Here is a 14,996-nt window from a genome sequence, read left to right on the forward strand (position 1 = left end):
TATTGGGCGGTGCAAACTGTTTATGGCGTTGATCCTATTATCTCTGAGGACCAGGGCAATGTCTCGCTTTGAACCGTTCCGGGTTTTGCGTGTCCGGTCAATCCGTTTGCGGCTCAATTGGGCCGATTTCAAGGCTCGTCTGAAGGCAAAATCTGTCGAGGATGGCATGATCTTGACCGAGGCGCAGGTACAGGCACTTGAAAAGAACAAGCTGGATGATAATGCCTGCCGCTAGTCGAAAATGAGCCTCCCTGACTGCCTAGGATTTCAGGGCAAGTTCTATGCCGCAACGCTCATATGCGTCGGGCGGGTTTATCAAAAGACTTAGCTGGACTCCAATGGTAAGTCGGCGCATGTTGATTTCTTCCGCACCTAGACATCGATCAAGGCCACGGATCTGTTCACCGACTACTGCGTCCCACATCAAGCACTACCTGTTGTTGCTGAAGATCATCACCAACTGGGGTAACGATTTCAATGACCCGGTCGACAAATACGACTTCCAGCTCCACCTTGCGATCAAGGACATGGAACACACCAAGATCTAAGTGAAACCACCTCAGGCGAACGGCAGTTGCTAGATGCTCCACAAGACAGTGTTGCGGGAGCTCCACCAAGTTGTGTTCCGCGAGGAGCTTCATCACATCGCCAAACTGTTGCAGTCCGATCTGAATGAATTGCTGCATCTCTACAAACATGAACGCACCAATCAGGGCAAAAAATGTTGCGGTAGAACCCTATTCTATTACGTTGTTTCGAGCAAAAAGATCTGGAAAGAAAAGGTCCAGAACCGAACTTGCCGCGAAATCAGCGGCCATAAAAACGGCCAACTTTCAGATCACGCCGAAAACAATTCAATTTAGGTGACCAGTGTTTGAGCGATAAACTAAAGTGTTGCTTGAAGCCTATTGAAACTGAATTTCCAAGCTATGTCCTTATCTATGCAAAGCGAATGGTGTTCACGAAGAATAGAATTTTAACACTTCTTACTCATGGCTTTTTGGCAGCGCATCATAGGTAGCTTGGAGATATGCGAATCCATAGCGTTGGTCCGGTTCCAGATGGGTTCCTTCGGCCCATTCGTTCCATGCGTTGATGAAGATGATTTTTTCATCAGCGTTGTACTTATCTTGCGAAAGCACTTGAGTTCCCAAATGGGCAGTCCAGCGTTTGTAAGCTTCAATCGAGAACCTGCCCATTATGCGCGACGCATCCTGGTTGCGAGCTGTATTGTCCCATGAAAGGGTAGAAGACCTGAAAACCTTGTAGCCTGGTTCGCTCTTTTTAAGTTCTGCGTCTACCACCGACTCATAGTCTAGAACGGCCCCAGTAAACTCAGGGTTGAATACGCCCATCTCATCAGTGATATCTGTGCGCTTCACCTGTTGTGGCGGGAACTCCATAGCCGCATCAAAACCAAGTTCCTCGGGATTTCTGATGTCAAAAGTCTGGGCGGCAATGAGATAGAGGTCCGACTCTCCCCAGTGTTGCGCCTCTTGCCTCCATGCCTTTGTCGTTTCCTGTATGTCAGGAATAATGTTCGCTCGATAGACGATGAACACGGGCCTTCCGTCTATACGGATATACCGCGGATCTTCTATGTACTTTCGGATATGACGCAGAAGATTCACGGAATCTTCGATAGAGTGTTTCTGTGCAATCAGAACATCATGCTCGCGCCCGTCCCAACGCCGTGTCCAGTTCTCATTGGCCCAGTTCAGGCAGAAGGGCATGTCAACGTCAGGGTTGCGCAACATTTGCTCTAACGGACCCTCCATCAGCGTCTTTCCACCAAACCAATAATAATAGTATGAAAAACCGCCAATCCCGTAAGCTTTCGCGATCCGGGTCTGTTCGACCATGATCTCAGGCAAACGCAAGTCGTAGTAACCCAAGTGTATAGGACAATGCGGTTGGTAGTGGCCGGGGAAGTTCGGAGTGGCCTTGCCAACGTTTGTCCATTCTGTGAAACCTTTACCCCACCATTCGTCGTTCTCTTTAAATGGATGGAATTGGGGCAAATAATGTGCGATTGCCCGGACCGAAGGTCCGGGTTTAGCCTGTGGATCGAAAGGGACGAACGCTTCTGCCCGACCTGCAGGCTCAAATCCTCGTCGGTCCAATTTATGATATGGTTTGGTTTTTTTTCGTGGGTCTCTTTTTTTCGCTGAGTTCCGAAACCGCCGAGCCACGCGTGGTGAAAGCGGTGGGCTGAGTTTCGAAGCTGCGGAAAGAAAACAAAAGAGCAGGGTATCTTTTAGAGGCATGTTTATTCTCGTATTAATGCTCCAAAGGCCGACTGCCAAAGAGGCAAGAGTTTACGCCTTGGACCGAACTAATTTAGACCTTCTTTGATACATGAGAAAAGTCGTTGTCTACAACAAAGACTGGCTAGTCTGATCTGATTGGTTCGGTTTGCTTGTTAATGCATGACTGGCCTCTGGTCCATGTGGACGATGGTTTTCAATGCTGGCGGGCGGTAGCCCAGAGCACTGTGGGGCCGTTTTTTGATGTAGTGTTTCCTCCATTCTTTGATGATGATCTGGGCTTCTCTGAGCGGGTAGAAGATTTCCCGGTTCAGTAATTCGTCTCGGAATCTGGCGTTTAGGCTCTCGAAATAGCTGTTCGCACAAGCTCTGCGTGGCTCGATATAGCCGGTTTGGGCGCGAACGGCTGTAATCCAATCCCGAATCGCCTGAGCGACGAACTCAGGGCCATAATCGCTTCGCACATATGCCGGTGGTCCACGAAGGATGAACAGGTTGCTCAGAGCTTCGATCAGATCAGTCGAGTTCTACTACGCTTTACCCGGATCATCAGACACTCCCGACTGAACTCATCGAGGATGTTCAACGTGCGGAATGCTCTCACGTCATCGGTTTCGCAGTGGACGAAGTCATAAAACCACACGTGGTCACGCTGCTCTGGTCTGAGGCGGGCGCATGATCCGTCATTGAGCCGCAGCCGCCCCTTCTCCGGTTGTTTTTGTGGTTTTTCAGCCCCTCCCGCTTCCACAGCCGTTCGGCATGGTAGGCACCTACCGGCCAGCCTGTGTCTTTCAGCGGGGCCGCGATGGGGCGGTATCCATAACCATCGAATTCTCTGGACAGTTCAATCATGTCCGCCGCCAGCCGATCTTCATCTTCCCGGCCGCGCGGGTGATACCTTTGTGTTGATCGATGCTGCCCCTGCGGCCATCGAGTAATGCGCTAGAGTTCCGTGCTTATGTCGAAGCAGCAAATCCGGGAGAGGTCGCGCGCGTGCTGACCATACTTCTGAAATCAATCCGCACTCATTTTGATTACGAAACCACTACGGGATAAGGATTCATAAACAGTATATGACGGTTGCTGCGAGGGCGATTGCGGAGATGAAATCTTTAGGGCAGCGGTCATAGCGGGTTGCGACGCGCCTCCACTCCTTGAGCCTGCTGAATATGATCTCGATCCGGTCACGGCGTTTGTACCTGCGCTTTTAGTATTTGACCGGGGTATTTTGTTGTTTAAGGCTGGGGATGCAGGCGCGTATCTCTTTGTTTTATAAAGGTTCTCGGAACCAGTCGGCGTTATAGCCGCGATCCCCAATCAGCCAGTCAACTTTTGGCAGGCCGCTGATCAATGCCCGAACGCCGATGTAGTGGCTGACCTGACCGGCGGTAATGAAAAAGTCGAGCGGGCGCCCTTGGCCGTCGCAGATGGCGTGCAGCTTGGTGTACATGCGCCCATTGGTTCAGCCGATCAGGCGACCACGCCCCTTTTTTTGGCGGCCATGCTGGTAGCTGTTTGATCTGCCTTCAAGTAAGTCGCGTCGATCATCAGGGTCTTCTGTTCGCCGTGCTCAGCGGCCAGACCAGCCATCATACGTGCTTAAATGCCTTTCTCGCTCGAGTGCACCCAGCGACTGTAGAGCGTTTTTTTTTGCGGGCCATAGGCGGCAGGTGCATCACGCCACCTTAATCCGTTGCGGTTGATGAAGATAATTCCAATCAGCACCCGTTTGTCATCAACCCGAGGCTCGCCGTGCGACTTGGAAAAGAGGGACGCGAGCTTTGCCATCTGCTCGTCGGTTTGCTAATAAAGGTCGTTCACGTCACCGCTCCGTTTTCGGAGCCGTGAATCACGCGGCGCGGCAAAAATCAATGCATCCTGAGCCTAAAGATCTAATTTTTGCGTTTGCGCAAGCGAGATGGGGGTTTCGCTTCTAAACAAGTTCGAGTAAGCGCTATAAACTCATAAGAGATCCTCAGCTCGATCTTCCTCTGAAAGTATGAACACGACTTGGGTATGTTTTGAATAAAAATCCGACCGAACTCCTGCGGTGCTTTCGCATTCAATTCGCCCCACAAGACCCGCAACCCTGTTGGTTGCGAGGGGTTGCGTGTATTGAAAAGGGCGTCAGTCTAGACAGTATATTTCTATCCGAAACTGGACTGGGCGAGAGTTCACGGCTTATTTTTCGCGCCCTTTCTTCTCAGGAAGTAGAGCTTGCCGCCGACAAGGCGGTTGTTACTACGGGTTATGGCGGATCGACCGGACTCAATGATGCCAAAACCGGCTTCCCTGTCGAATTGACGCGCATTGAAGTTGGCTCGAAAGATTATGTTTTGACAGAAAATGCAACATGGGCAAAACCAGCGATAGATCACGCCTCGAAACTTCTCAGATCAATTTATGAGAATCCGCGCGACGCACGAGAAATAGTAAAAAGTGGTTTTCGCCAACTGGCAGAAAACCATTCGTTTTACGCGATGGTTCGCGACATGGTAAATCTTTTACGCAAAAACTGTTTGATAGCGGCGTGAATGAAATAGAATCGTTGAAAAATGAGAAAATCAGCATGGTTGACCAAAAATTCGTACCAGTGATCTTGTGTGGCGGTGCTGGAACCCGTCTTTGGCCTGTGTCTCGGAAAGGTTATCCAAAGCAGTTTTCAAAGCTGATCGATGAAAAGAGCCTCTTTCAATCAGCAGCCACCATCTGTTTAGGGCCAGAGTTTGCGCCTCCTATGGTAGTGACAGGCGATCCTTTTCGGTTTTTGGTGGTTGAGCAACTTGCCGCGATTGAAACCCAGCCGACCAGGATCCTGGTGGAGCCGGAATCTCGCAACACTGCCGCATCTGTTTTAGCCGCGGCTTTGTCCTTGCAGGACAGCGACCCGGATTGCCTGATGCTGGTTATGCCCTCGGATCATGTCATCGCCGAGAAGGAAAAGTTCCAGAATGCAGTCATTGCCGCGGCCCCGACCGCCATGGAAGGCATGCTTGTGACATTCGGCATTCGCCCCTCGAGACCCGAGACTGGCTACGGCTATCTTGAACTGGCTGAGGGTGCCAAAGCTGAGGCCGAAACGCCGCAGGCCTTGGCACGTTTCGTCGAGAAGCCAAGTCTGGCAGCGGCCGGAAAGATGTTGGAAAGTGGGCGTTTCCTTTGGAACGCAGGCATCTTCTTGTTCAAACCCGACGTGTTGGTAGAGGCCTTTCAAGCGCATGCTCCGAAAACGCTGGCAAGCGTTCATGAGGCTGTCCAGACAGCCGCTTCGGATTTGAGCTTTACGCGTTTGGGATCAGAGCCATGGGCCAGTATTGAAAACACGTCAATCGACTACGCCATCATGGAGAAGGCGAAAAATCTTGCGGTGATGCCCTACCTTGCATCCTGGTCTGACCTGGGTAGTTGGGAATCCGTTTACAATGAAGTTGGCAAAGACCCGTCGGGCAATGCTCTGTCAGAACATGCGACAGCGATCGACTGCAAGGATACACTGCTTAGAAGTGAGGTTCCGGGTCTCGAACTGGTCGGGATTGGTCTTGAACAGATGATCGCCATTGCGATGCCTGATGCTGTTCTTGTCGCCAGGAAGTCCGACAGCCAGCGCGTCAAAGAAGTGGTGGGAAGGTTGCAGGAGCGTGGCGCAAAACAAGCCACGATGTTTGCAAGCGACCACAGGCCATGGGGGCACTTCGAAAGTATCGCTTCCGGAAACCGCTTTCAGGTCAAACGCATCGTTGTACATCCGGGTGCAGCCCTGAGCTTGCAAAGCCACTTTCACAGATCAGAGCATTGGATCGTCGTGCACGGGACAGCGCGTGTGACTGTGGACGAGAGAGTTCAACTGCTTACGGAAAACCAATCAACTTATATCCCTCTCGGATCGGTTCATAGGCTTGAAAATCCAGGTAAGGTCCCGATGGTTTTGATAGAGGTCCAAACCGGGAGTTATCTGGGAGAAGACGATATCATTCGATATGAGGATGTGTATTCTCGGCAGTGATCCGCCTGAATTTTGGCTGTTTAAACATACAATCCACGCTTTGACGTGCCTTTGGACAAGAAAGGGCACATCAATATATCCTCGCAATGAACAGATCGCTGAATTGCATAAACATTAGGAACATTGAACATGACAAAGACAGCCCTAGTTACAGGCGTCACCGGACAAGATGGCGCTTATCTCGCCGAATTGTTGCTGCAAAAGGGATACAAAGTCGTTGGCACCTTCCGCCGTGTGGTAACCACGAACTTCTGGCGTATTGAGGAACTGGGCATCAAGAACCATCCAAACCTTCACCTGGAAGAGTTCGACCTTACAGATATGGGATCAGCAATTCGGCTTATCCAGCGCACGGAGCCTGACGAGATCTACAATCTTGCAGCGCAAAGTTTCGTGGGCGTGTCTTTCGATCAGCCCCAGACCACATCCCAGATCACGGGAATAGGTGTACTGAATCTGCTTGAAGCGATCCGCATCGTGAACCCCAAGATCCGCTTCTATCAAGCGTCCACCTCAGAGATGTTCGGAAAAGTGCAGGAAATTCCGCAACGCGAAACCACACCGTTCTGGCCGCGTTCGCCCTATGGTGTCGCCAAACTTTACGGGCATTGGATGACCATTAACTATCGCGAAAGCTATGATATTTTTGGCTCTTCCGGGATCTTGTTTAATCACGAAAGCCCTTTGCGTGGCCTTGAGTTCGTAACGCGCAAGATCACGGACAGCGTCGCTAAAATCAAACATGGCAAGTTGGACTGTCTCGAATTGGGCAACCTCGACGCCAAACGCGACTGGGGTTATGCAAAAGATTACGTAGAAGGCATGTGGCGTATCCTGCAGGCGGATGCTCCGGATACCTATGTTCTGGCCACCAACCGCACCGAGACAGTACGCGACTTCGTAAGCATGGCTTTCAAAGGTGCTGGCATTCAGCTGCGCTTTGAGGGCAAAGATGAGAACGAAGTGGCAATAGATGCCGAGAGCAATCGGACACTGGTTCGTGTCAGCAAGAAATTCTACCGGCCTTCGGAAGTCGACCTGCTGATCGGCGATCCGACCAAGGCAAAGACACAATTGGGCTGGGAACCGAAGGCCACGCTCGAGGAGCTTTGCGCGATGATGGTGGATGCCGATCTTGCGAGGAATGCCAAGGGAATGTCTTTCTGATGTCGAATGGCAGGGTTCTTATCACTGGTCGCCATGGCTTTACTGGTCGATATGTCGCGACAGCACTAGCATCGGCGGGGTGGCAGATCTGGGGCGGGTGTTCGAATCCGACCGAGCAAATGGACAGTTTCGATAGGGTGGCGGATCTGACCGATGCCACCTCCGTAGCGCGGTTGGTTGATGAAGTCAGACCGGATGCCGTTGTGCACCTTGCCGGTATTGCATTTGTAGGCCATGGCAGCCCAAATGATTTCTATCGCGTTAATTTGCTGGGAACGCGTAACTTGCTGGATGCATTGGTGCGCAACGGATGTGGTAAGGATGGGGTCGTACTTGCCTCAAGCGCGAATGTATACGGCAATGCGCGGGTCAGCCCGATCTCTGAAAATACTGCATCTGCGCCCGCTAACGATTATGCTGTCTCAAAGTTGGCGATGGAGCAGATGGCTCGGCTTTTTTTTAACCAGCTTCCCATCGTGATCGCGCGCCCGTTCAATTATACCGGCGTTGGTCAGGATCCTAAGTTTCTGGTTCCCAAAGTCGTATCTCATTTTCGCGAACGCGCGCCGTTGATCGAACTGGGAAATCTTGATGTAGCGCGGGATTTCTCCGATGTGCGCGATGTTGCGACAGTCTATGCGGCGCTACTGGATGGCCGAAAGGTCAGTGGTGAAACCGTGAACATCTGTTCGGGTCGGGCCATCGCCTTGGGCGAAGTCGTTGACATGTGTAGTTCGATTACAGGTCATACCATCGAGATCGCGGTCAATCCCGCTTTTGTGCGCGCCGATGAAATCAAGACACTGAACGGCGACCCGTCGCACCTTGAAAAACTGGTGGGCGGGCTCACGCGCCATCAGTTTGAAAAAACGCTGACGTGGATGCTTGAATCGTGATGATAATGCCGATTCACATTGAAGCAAACTGAAAGAACGATTGATATAGGTGCGTAAAAACGAAAAGCAGCGCTTTAACTCGGGTTTTGGGAAGAAGCAACCACCGCAATGGACGATTAGGACTACGACAGATACCTTCTACCGTGATTTTCAAGCCCATTTTTGAGTTGATCGTTCCATAATTATTGATCGTTTGCGCGTTTGTTAACCTTCTCTGACCCCGCTTGTTTTGCAACCTGAGCAAGTTGTCGGACTTGATTAGGGTTGCGAGCACGGGGAATGGCTTAAAGTCAACTCTGGTTGCTGGTCTTTCGGCACGTGGTGCGGATCTAGATGAGAGACTGCCCGCTTTTGCGCGTCACAAAGCGCTGGAAGTCGAGAAAATGGACGCACTTACCGCTCTGCGCGCGATACCAGATAGTACGCTTGCAATCGCTTCGGGTTTTCACCTTTTTGAGCTTCTGTATTTTGATGTCGTTCTTGAGATTTTGGCTGGCGCGCGCCTTGCATTGCGTCCCGGCGGCCTAGGGTCAGGACCCATTGATTTCTGGGGGGTTGCGTGTTTCACGGTTCGAAAAACGAGCGGTGAACATGTCTGATCTATTTTGGCTGACCGACGCCCAGATGGCGCGTCTTGAGCCCTTCTTCCCAAAGTCTCATGGCAAGCCGCGCGTCGATGACCGGCGAGTGTTGAGCGGGATAGTCTTCATTAACCGCAATGGTTTGCGCTGGCGCGATGCGCCGAAGGAATACGGCCCGCACAAGACATGGTGTGATTGCGGCGGTCGTTCTCCAGCGGCGAACGAGATCCGGTATGTTGGCCTCATGGATATGAACCGTGAGGAGAACGACCTATGGAATACTATGCCGGTTTGGATGTGTCGCCGAAAGAGATTTCGATCTGCGTTGTAGACAAGGACGGTAAGACTGTAGCGCGTGGCGTCTGCCCCGCTGATCCAGATGGCGTCGCGGGCTGGTTTCGCAACCGTGATCTTACGCCCCGACGGATCGTGCACGAAAGCGGAATGTTAGCGATCTGGTTGCGGCGCGGCCTCGCCAGTCTTGGCCTGCCCGCGACCTGCATTGATGCCCGCAAGGCGCACAAGAGCTTGTCAGCGCGGCTCAACAAGTCAGATGCCGCCGACGCCGAAGGTCTGTCACAGCTTGCGCGCACCGGTTGGTTCACACCGGTTCACATTCGAAGCGCAGAGGCGGACCGGCTTCGCAGCTTGGTTGGCGCGCGGGAACGCTTGATCCGGTTGCGCAAGGACCTCGAAGGTCACATTCGTGGCGTCCTCAAAACCTTCGGCATCCGTATGATCGGCATTGGCCAGGGACGACAGAGGCAAGCGTTCCGCGATCAATTGGCAGCAGCGGGTAAAACCGACCCGGCTCTGCGGATCATAGCCGATGCTTTCATCGCGACCCATTCCAAGTTGTGCCAAGTGGTGGACGACTTGGACAAGGCGGTGAGAAAAACGGCCAAGGTCCATCCTGTCGCACGCCGCCTAATGACAATCCCCGGTGTTGGCCCGGTCAACGCGCTAAGCTTCATAGCCCTGGTTGATGACCCCGATCGGTTCAGCCGGACGTCAGATGTGGGCGCTTTTCTTGGGTTGACGCCAAAGCGGCATCAGTCCGGCGAGATGGATTGGTCGGGGCGCGTTTCGAAATGCGGCGATGGCGCGATGCGCGGGCTACTGTTCGAAGCGGCGTCATCCGTGATCCACCAAGTAAAGCGTTTCTCGCGGCTAAAAAGCTGGGCGATGCGGCTGGCCGGACGGCGCGGCTTCTGCAAGGCAGCCGTCGCGACGGCCCGCAAAATCGCAGTGCTTATGCTGACGCTTTGGAAAAATGGAACTGACTATCAATGGACAAAGGAGGCCACCGCCTGATCTGAGTTCCCGCGTCTGAAGCGGGAAGCGCAGTCCCGACGGGACGGAGGTTGATCGATCTCGCTGTAGAGCATGGGATGGCCAAGTGCCAAACCCCGCACAAGACATTGGAGACGATCCGCCACCGAATACCATCATGAGGCGCTCAATGCGACCTCGGAGAGAACCACGACCCTGAACGGACATCACCTTCCAACGCTTGACAAGGCCGCAATCAGAGAACCCTTTACAACCGTTGGAAACGATGGAGTGAAAAAGGCATCTTTGCCCAGATGATGGTCGGTCTGGCCGCTGAGCATGGCGAAGAGAAGACGATCATGATCGACGCCACCTATCTGAAAGCCCATCGCACAGCGTCGAGTTTGGGCGTCAAAAAGGGGGGCGCGGTCGCCTGATTGGCAGAACCAAAGGCGGTATGAATACCAAGTTGCACGCCATCTGTGACAGCAAAGGGCGACCCTTGAACCTCTTTGTTACCGCCGGGCAGGTGAGTGATTACATCGGGGCAAAGGCCCTTTTGAGCAGCCTGCCCAATGTCGACTGGCTGCTCGGAGATCGAGGTTACGGCGCCGATTGGTTCCGGGAAGCGTTGAAAGACAAAGGGATACGCGCATGTATCTCTGGTCGGAAGCAACGCAAGGCCACCGTCAAATATGACAAACGCCGCTACAAACGGCGCAATCGGATCGAGATTATGTTCGGCAGGCTCAAGGATTGGCGGCGAGTGGCAACCCGATACGACAGGTGCCCAAAGGTCTTCCTCTCAGCCATCGCACTGGCGGCTACCGTCATCTATTAGCTATGAGTCCTGAACCTAAACTCTGAAGGTTTGATCAGGGCGGTCCCATTCAAGGAAATTTGCGAAAGCCATTATACTGGCTCGAGCCATTGTTTCATTTATTCTGCAAAGCTGTCTGGCGGTTAAAGCTCATTACCGTTAAAAAGGCACGCATCAGCAACCTGGACTTTTCCCCAATCCATAAATCAACTAGCAGTTAAGCCAGATGCAATTTGTTTCTTATGCGAAGAATTTCGAAAATGTCTTGTTGTGGGGTGCGCTTGGCCAAATTGAAAACGGTTTCTATATCGATACCGGCGCGAACTCTCCAGACGAAGGCGCCCTCACCCGCGCATTTTATGACAAGGTTTGGCATGGGATCAATATCGAGGCCAATCCAAGGTTCATCACAGAACTGAGCGATCGCCGACTAGGGGACAAAAATCTCGGGGTCGCCATCATCGCTCTGGAGGGTAACATTCAGTTCCACAATTTCGTCGAAAATCCGGGACTGGCTCCTCTTAATACGGATGTGGCGAAAACTCACCGCTAAGTCGGGGTTGCCCCAGAAGTCATTAACCTGCGTGCCCAGACTCTCAGCGAGTTTTAGCAGGAACATGTCAACCCAACACAAGCGGCGCGTTTTTTAAAGAACATGTCGAAGGGCATGATAAGGAGGTTCTTCTCAGCCTTGACTGTTCCCGTTTCCGGCTCTGGAATGTCGTTGTAGATGCGACGTATCGGATGTTGCAAAAGGAAGTGTAGGCCGACTGGGAAAACATTCTGCGGTAGTCCGGTTAATTAGTCTCCTATCGGGAAGGGCTGAACCGATACTATGTTTCCGAAGACCAGGAGGATACGCAATTCTCCTTCATCATCCCCCCCCCAAAAAAAATTTCTTTGATGATTTCGTTTTGTGAAAATACTCTGAATCGATCAAACAACTGCAAAATGTATTGAAATTCTCACAAGATCTGGAAAGGGCTTTGACCGCGGAAAGAGGAGACCGAACAAGGAAATCTCGAACCAATAGAATCATTAAATCAATGCCTTGTAAGAAATCCTTACACGAGCTAAAGGTGCCTTTACCAGAAAAGTCTCCCGGCACGAAAGATGAGGATTTTGCGCGATGGCCCCAACGCACTGGAACCACTTTATCTCTGTGGTAGTCTATCACGCGGAAAACAATCAGGCCGCGCTAAAGAAAACGCTGAATTCCCTGCTGCATCAAACCTATCGAAATATCGAAGTCATTGTCTTCGGAAATGACTTGCCTCGGGATTGCCGCCAGGATGATTTCATGACGTTGCGCGGTTTGATCACACGCCCGGACCTAAATGCCAACAGCTTTCTGAAATCGAAGCACTACGACAGTTTTTATCGCGGCGATTACTTGCTCTTCGCTCCGGCCGGAACCATTTTCTATTCCAATTGTTTTGAACTGGCCGTTGATGCGATCAATAACTACACTGAACAATTTCCGGACTTGGCTATATTCGATTACGATTGCATTGCTTCTAGCCAAACGACATCCGAACGCGTTTTTCTTCCGGGATGGGATCCTGAATTTGCCCTCAGTACCGACAGTTACCGGACTGCTTTTCTTAGTTCCCGGAAACTTGTGGAACGCGTTCGGTCTAAATACGTTCTCCCGAATCTGGATTCTTGGATCAGTTCGGTAGCCAAATTGCACCCGCAGCCAGAACACGCGCATATTTCTGAGCCGGCGATTCACTTTACAAAGGACGAGCAATTAGATCAGTCCTTGCCCCGATTGCATCGGGTAGAAAGACCGGCAGGTTCAAATCCCACCGTCTCGCTGATAATACCGAACCGTAACCGACCCGACTTGTTGAAATCCTGCCTCGCGATGCTGGATCACATCCAAGGCCTAGATCTCGACCTGATCATCGTCGACAACAACAGTGAGGATGCCGAGACGCTGGACCTTTACAAAGGTCTAAAGAGCAGGATTGGCGCAAAGATCATCGACGCGGGGGCGATGTTCAATTATTCTAGAATGGTGAATATCGGTGTCCAGGAAAGCCAATCCGATTTTATCGCGCTAATCAACAATGATGTCGAATTCACCATCCCCGGAGAGTTCGAGAACCTTGTTTACCATGCAATGAGGCCGGAAGTCGGTATCGTTGGCGCAAGACTCTTTTACCCAAGCGGCCGCATCCAGCACGCGGGAATCGTTATTGATACTGGCGTTATGGGGAACATGGGATCGGAGTTTCGCTGTCGCCATGTACTTCGAGGCTGTGAGAAAAGTGAAAGCGACCCACGGTTCCCACAAAATGCGGATCGCAGCTTTATGGCCGTAACCGGAGCCGTCCAAGTTATGAAGCGCGACGTCTTTAACTCTTTAGGGGGATACGATGAAGTCTATCTTCCCATTGAGTATAACGACATTGATTTCTGCCTCCGCGCGAAAATTGAGGAATATCGCGTTTTGTGCGTTGCCCTTGAAGGCGTTTTTCACAGAGAATCCGAGAGTCGAGGAAAAGAAGATTCACCTGAGACACGCAGAATGAGAGAAAAGGCAATTAAAGTGATGCTCTCGCGTTGGAGCGAGTTTGTTGAAAACAAACCCTATGGGCATCCTGCAATAGAGGTCGGAGACTGCCCGAAACCAGTCGTAATGTCTAATCCAAAAAGTTGAAACCATTATGCACCACAACAATCTGAAATGGGCAAGCCGACATCCACGAAAAGCGATTCAAAGCCTGTTCCGAATGGAAAATATTAAATGGGCCATTCGCCATCCGCGAAAGGCAGCAATAACGGTGTTTTATGATCGCCATGCTTTCGTAGCCAAGCACCAAGCAGCTGGACAGACGATTCAGAAAACGGCGAATGACACTTCAAGGCGAGCAGACGCACCAATTGGACGGCATCTCCGTGAAGGTATTACGATTACCGGCTATCTTCGGTCAGAAATCGGACTCGGTCAGGCTGCGAGGAATCTGAGCTACGCTGCGGACAGGGCACAGTTGCCAATATCAATGCGCCACCTGCCTATCCCGGGTCGAGAAAACGAGCCCGAGTTTGCAACCAAGTGCAATGATACCGCGCGACGCCGAGGGAACCTGTTTGTCCTGGGCCTGCCGGCAATTTCGACTAATCATACTGAACTACAGACTGGGCAGTCCAATATCCTTTACCCATTCTGGGAACTTCCCAGCATCCCCAAGGATCTTTTTCAATATCTTGAAGCCTATGATGAAGTCTGGGCACCCAGCAGGTTTATTGCATCGGCATTTGACGACCGTCCCGGCATCAGAGTGCGATTCTTGCCTGTTCCTGTTCGCGTTCCCTCAATGATACCGCCAACTCGGCTGAACAGAACCAAATTCAGGATTTTTACGTTTTTTGATTTTGATTCTTTTGGTGCAAGAAAAAACCCCCAGGCATCCGTTGCTGCCTTTCAGGCAGCTTTCTCCCGCGACAAAGATGATGTTGAATTGACCATAAAAACGCGCGGGGAAAACGATAAAGGCCTGCGAAAGTGGCTGAACGAAGTCGCCGCGAACGATAATCGCATCAAAATTATCGATCAGACATTTAGCAGAAAAGAAGTTGATAACCTGATTATCAATTGCGACACTTTCATTTCCATGCACCGCTCAGAGGGCTTTGGCTTTGGCGCCGCCGAGGCGTTGGCAGCGGGGAAGGCCGTGATTGCTACCGACTACGGCGGGACGACGGACTTTATCAATGAGAACACTGGGTATCCTGTTCCCTATGATCTTATTCCCCTAAAGACCCGCGATTACATTCACTCGATGGGGCAATCCTGGGCAGACCCTTCGATTGAGGCGGCGTCAATTGCACTGAGGGCGGCTTACGACAGCCCTGACAGCGCTCGCAAAAAGGCTGTAAATGGGTTCAACCTTTTGAATAAAGAGTTTTCGACGACGGCGGTTGGAGAGAAAATGAAGTTTCTCATGAAAACTGCTGGACTTGCAAACAAACCTTAGGGTC

11 protein-coding genes and 4 pseudogenes are annotated in these 14,996 nt (G+C 51.6%); 11 read left to right on the forward strand and 4 right to left on the reverse strand.

From position 1 onward, the window contains the following. Window positions 1-58 precede the first annotated feature (58 nt). Window positions 59-235: a hypothetical protein gene (locus tag GOV85_RS07985; protein ID WP_171176766.1), complete on the forward strand. Its 177-nt coding sequence runs from the start codon at window positions 59-61 to the stop codon at window positions 233-235. Between the two features lie 166 nt (window positions 236-401). Here the strand turns inward: GOV85_RS07985 and GOV85_RS07990 are convergent, their stop codons facing one another. From GOV85_RS07990 to GOV85_RS08010, 4 genes and pseudogenes are all read right to left on the reverse strand, one after another. Beyond that, the gene (locus tag GOV85_RS07990; protein ID WP_171176768.1) at window positions 402-698 is read right to left on the reverse strand and encodes a hypothetical protein; all 297 of its coding nucleotides are present in this window, start codon (window positions 696-698) and stop codon (window positions 402-404) included. 288 nt (window positions 699-986) lie between these two features. Then, window positions 987-2,267, reverse strand: a complete 1,281-nt coding sequence (locus tag GOV85_RS07995; RefSeq protein WP_171176770.1) for a glycoside hydrolase family 99-like domain-containing protein — start codon at window positions 2,265-2,267, stop codon at window positions 987-989. A gap of 155 nt (window positions 2,268-2,422) precedes the next feature. Next, window positions 2,423-3,188: pseudogene (locus tag GOV85_RS21570) on the reverse strand (integrase core domain-containing protein); the annotation flags it as partial. A 139-nt stretch (window positions 3,189-3,327) separates the two neighbouring features. Beyond that, window positions 3,328-4,055 (reverse strand): annotated as a pseudogene (locus tag GOV85_RS08010) (IS5 family transposase). Window positions 4,056-4,288: 233 nt separating this feature from the next. Between GOV85_RS08010 and GOV85_RS08015 the strand changes: the two are divergent. The 10 genes and pseudogenes from GOV85_RS08015 (at window position 4,289) to GOV85_RS08060 (ending at window position 14,992) form a co-directional block, all read left to right on the forward strand. Next, a complete protein-coding gene (locus GOV85_RS08015) occupies window positions 4,289-4,801 on the forward strand; it encodes a hypothetical protein (protein WP_171176776.1) in 513 nt (170 codons plus the stop codon). A 35-nt stretch (window positions 4,802-4,836) separates the two neighbouring features. Beyond that, complete coding sequence (locus GOV85_RS08020; RefSeq protein WP_171176778.1) at window positions 4,837-6,270, forward strand: mannose-1-phosphate guanylyltransferase/mannose-6-phosphate isomerase; 1,434 nt, start codon at window positions 4,837-4,839, stop codon at window positions 6,268-6,270. A 129-nt stretch (window positions 6,271-6,399) separates the two neighbouring features. Next, entirely contained in the window at window positions 6,400-7,437 is a 1,038-nt protein-coding gene (gmd, locus tag GOV85_RS08025) for a GDP-mannose 4,6-dehydratase (RefSeq protein WP_171176780.1), read from the forward strand. Further along, entirely contained in the window at window positions 7,437-8,333 is an 897-nt protein-coding gene (locus GOV85_RS08030) for an NAD-dependent epimerase/dehydratase family protein (RefSeq protein ID WP_171176782.1), read from the forward strand. The genes gmd and GOV85_RS08030 overlap by 1 nt, the downstream gene beginning before the upstream one ends. Before the next feature lie 591 nt (window positions 8,334-8,924). Then, window positions 8,925-9,101 (forward strand): annotated as a pseudogene (locus GOV85_RS08035) (transposase); the annotation flags it as partial. 86 nt (window positions 9,102-9,187) lie between these two features. Beyond that, window positions 9,188-10,228: an IS110 family transposase gene (locus tag GOV85_RS08040; protein ID WP_171176784.1), complete on the forward strand. Its 1,041-nt coding sequence runs from the start codon at window positions 9,188-9,190 to the stop codon at window positions 10,226-10,228. Window positions 10,229-10,446: 218 nt separating this feature from the next. Next, a pseudogene (locus GOV85_RS08045) lies at window positions 10,447-11,027 on the forward strand (IS5 family transposase); the annotation flags it as partial. A 205-nt stretch (window positions 11,028-11,232) separates the two neighbouring features. Then, window positions 11,233-11,559, forward strand: a complete 327-nt coding sequence (locus GOV85_RS08050) for a hypothetical protein (protein ID WP_171176786.1) — start codon at window positions 11,233-11,235, stop codon at window positions 11,557-11,559. A gap of 576 nt (window positions 11,560-12,135) precedes the next feature. Beyond that, window positions 12,136-13,674: a glycosyltransferase gene (locus GOV85_RS08055; RefSeq protein WP_171176788.1), complete on the forward strand. Its 1,539-nt coding sequence runs from the start codon at window positions 12,136-12,138 to the stop codon at window positions 13,672-13,674. 73 nt (window positions 13,675-13,747) lie between these two features. Next, a complete protein-coding gene (locus GOV85_RS08060; RefSeq protein ID WP_171176790.1) occupies window positions 13,748-14,992 on the forward strand; it encodes a glycosyltransferase in 1,245 nt (414 codons plus the stop codon). The last annotated feature ends 4 nt before the right edge of the window (window positions 14,993-14,996 follow it).

The sequence above is a fragment of the Ruegeria sp. HKCCA4633 genome (genome assembly GCF_013034605.1).
Taxonomy (GTDB): Bacteria; Pseudomonadota; Alphaproteobacteria; order Rhodobacterales; family Rhodobacteraceae; genus Ruegeria.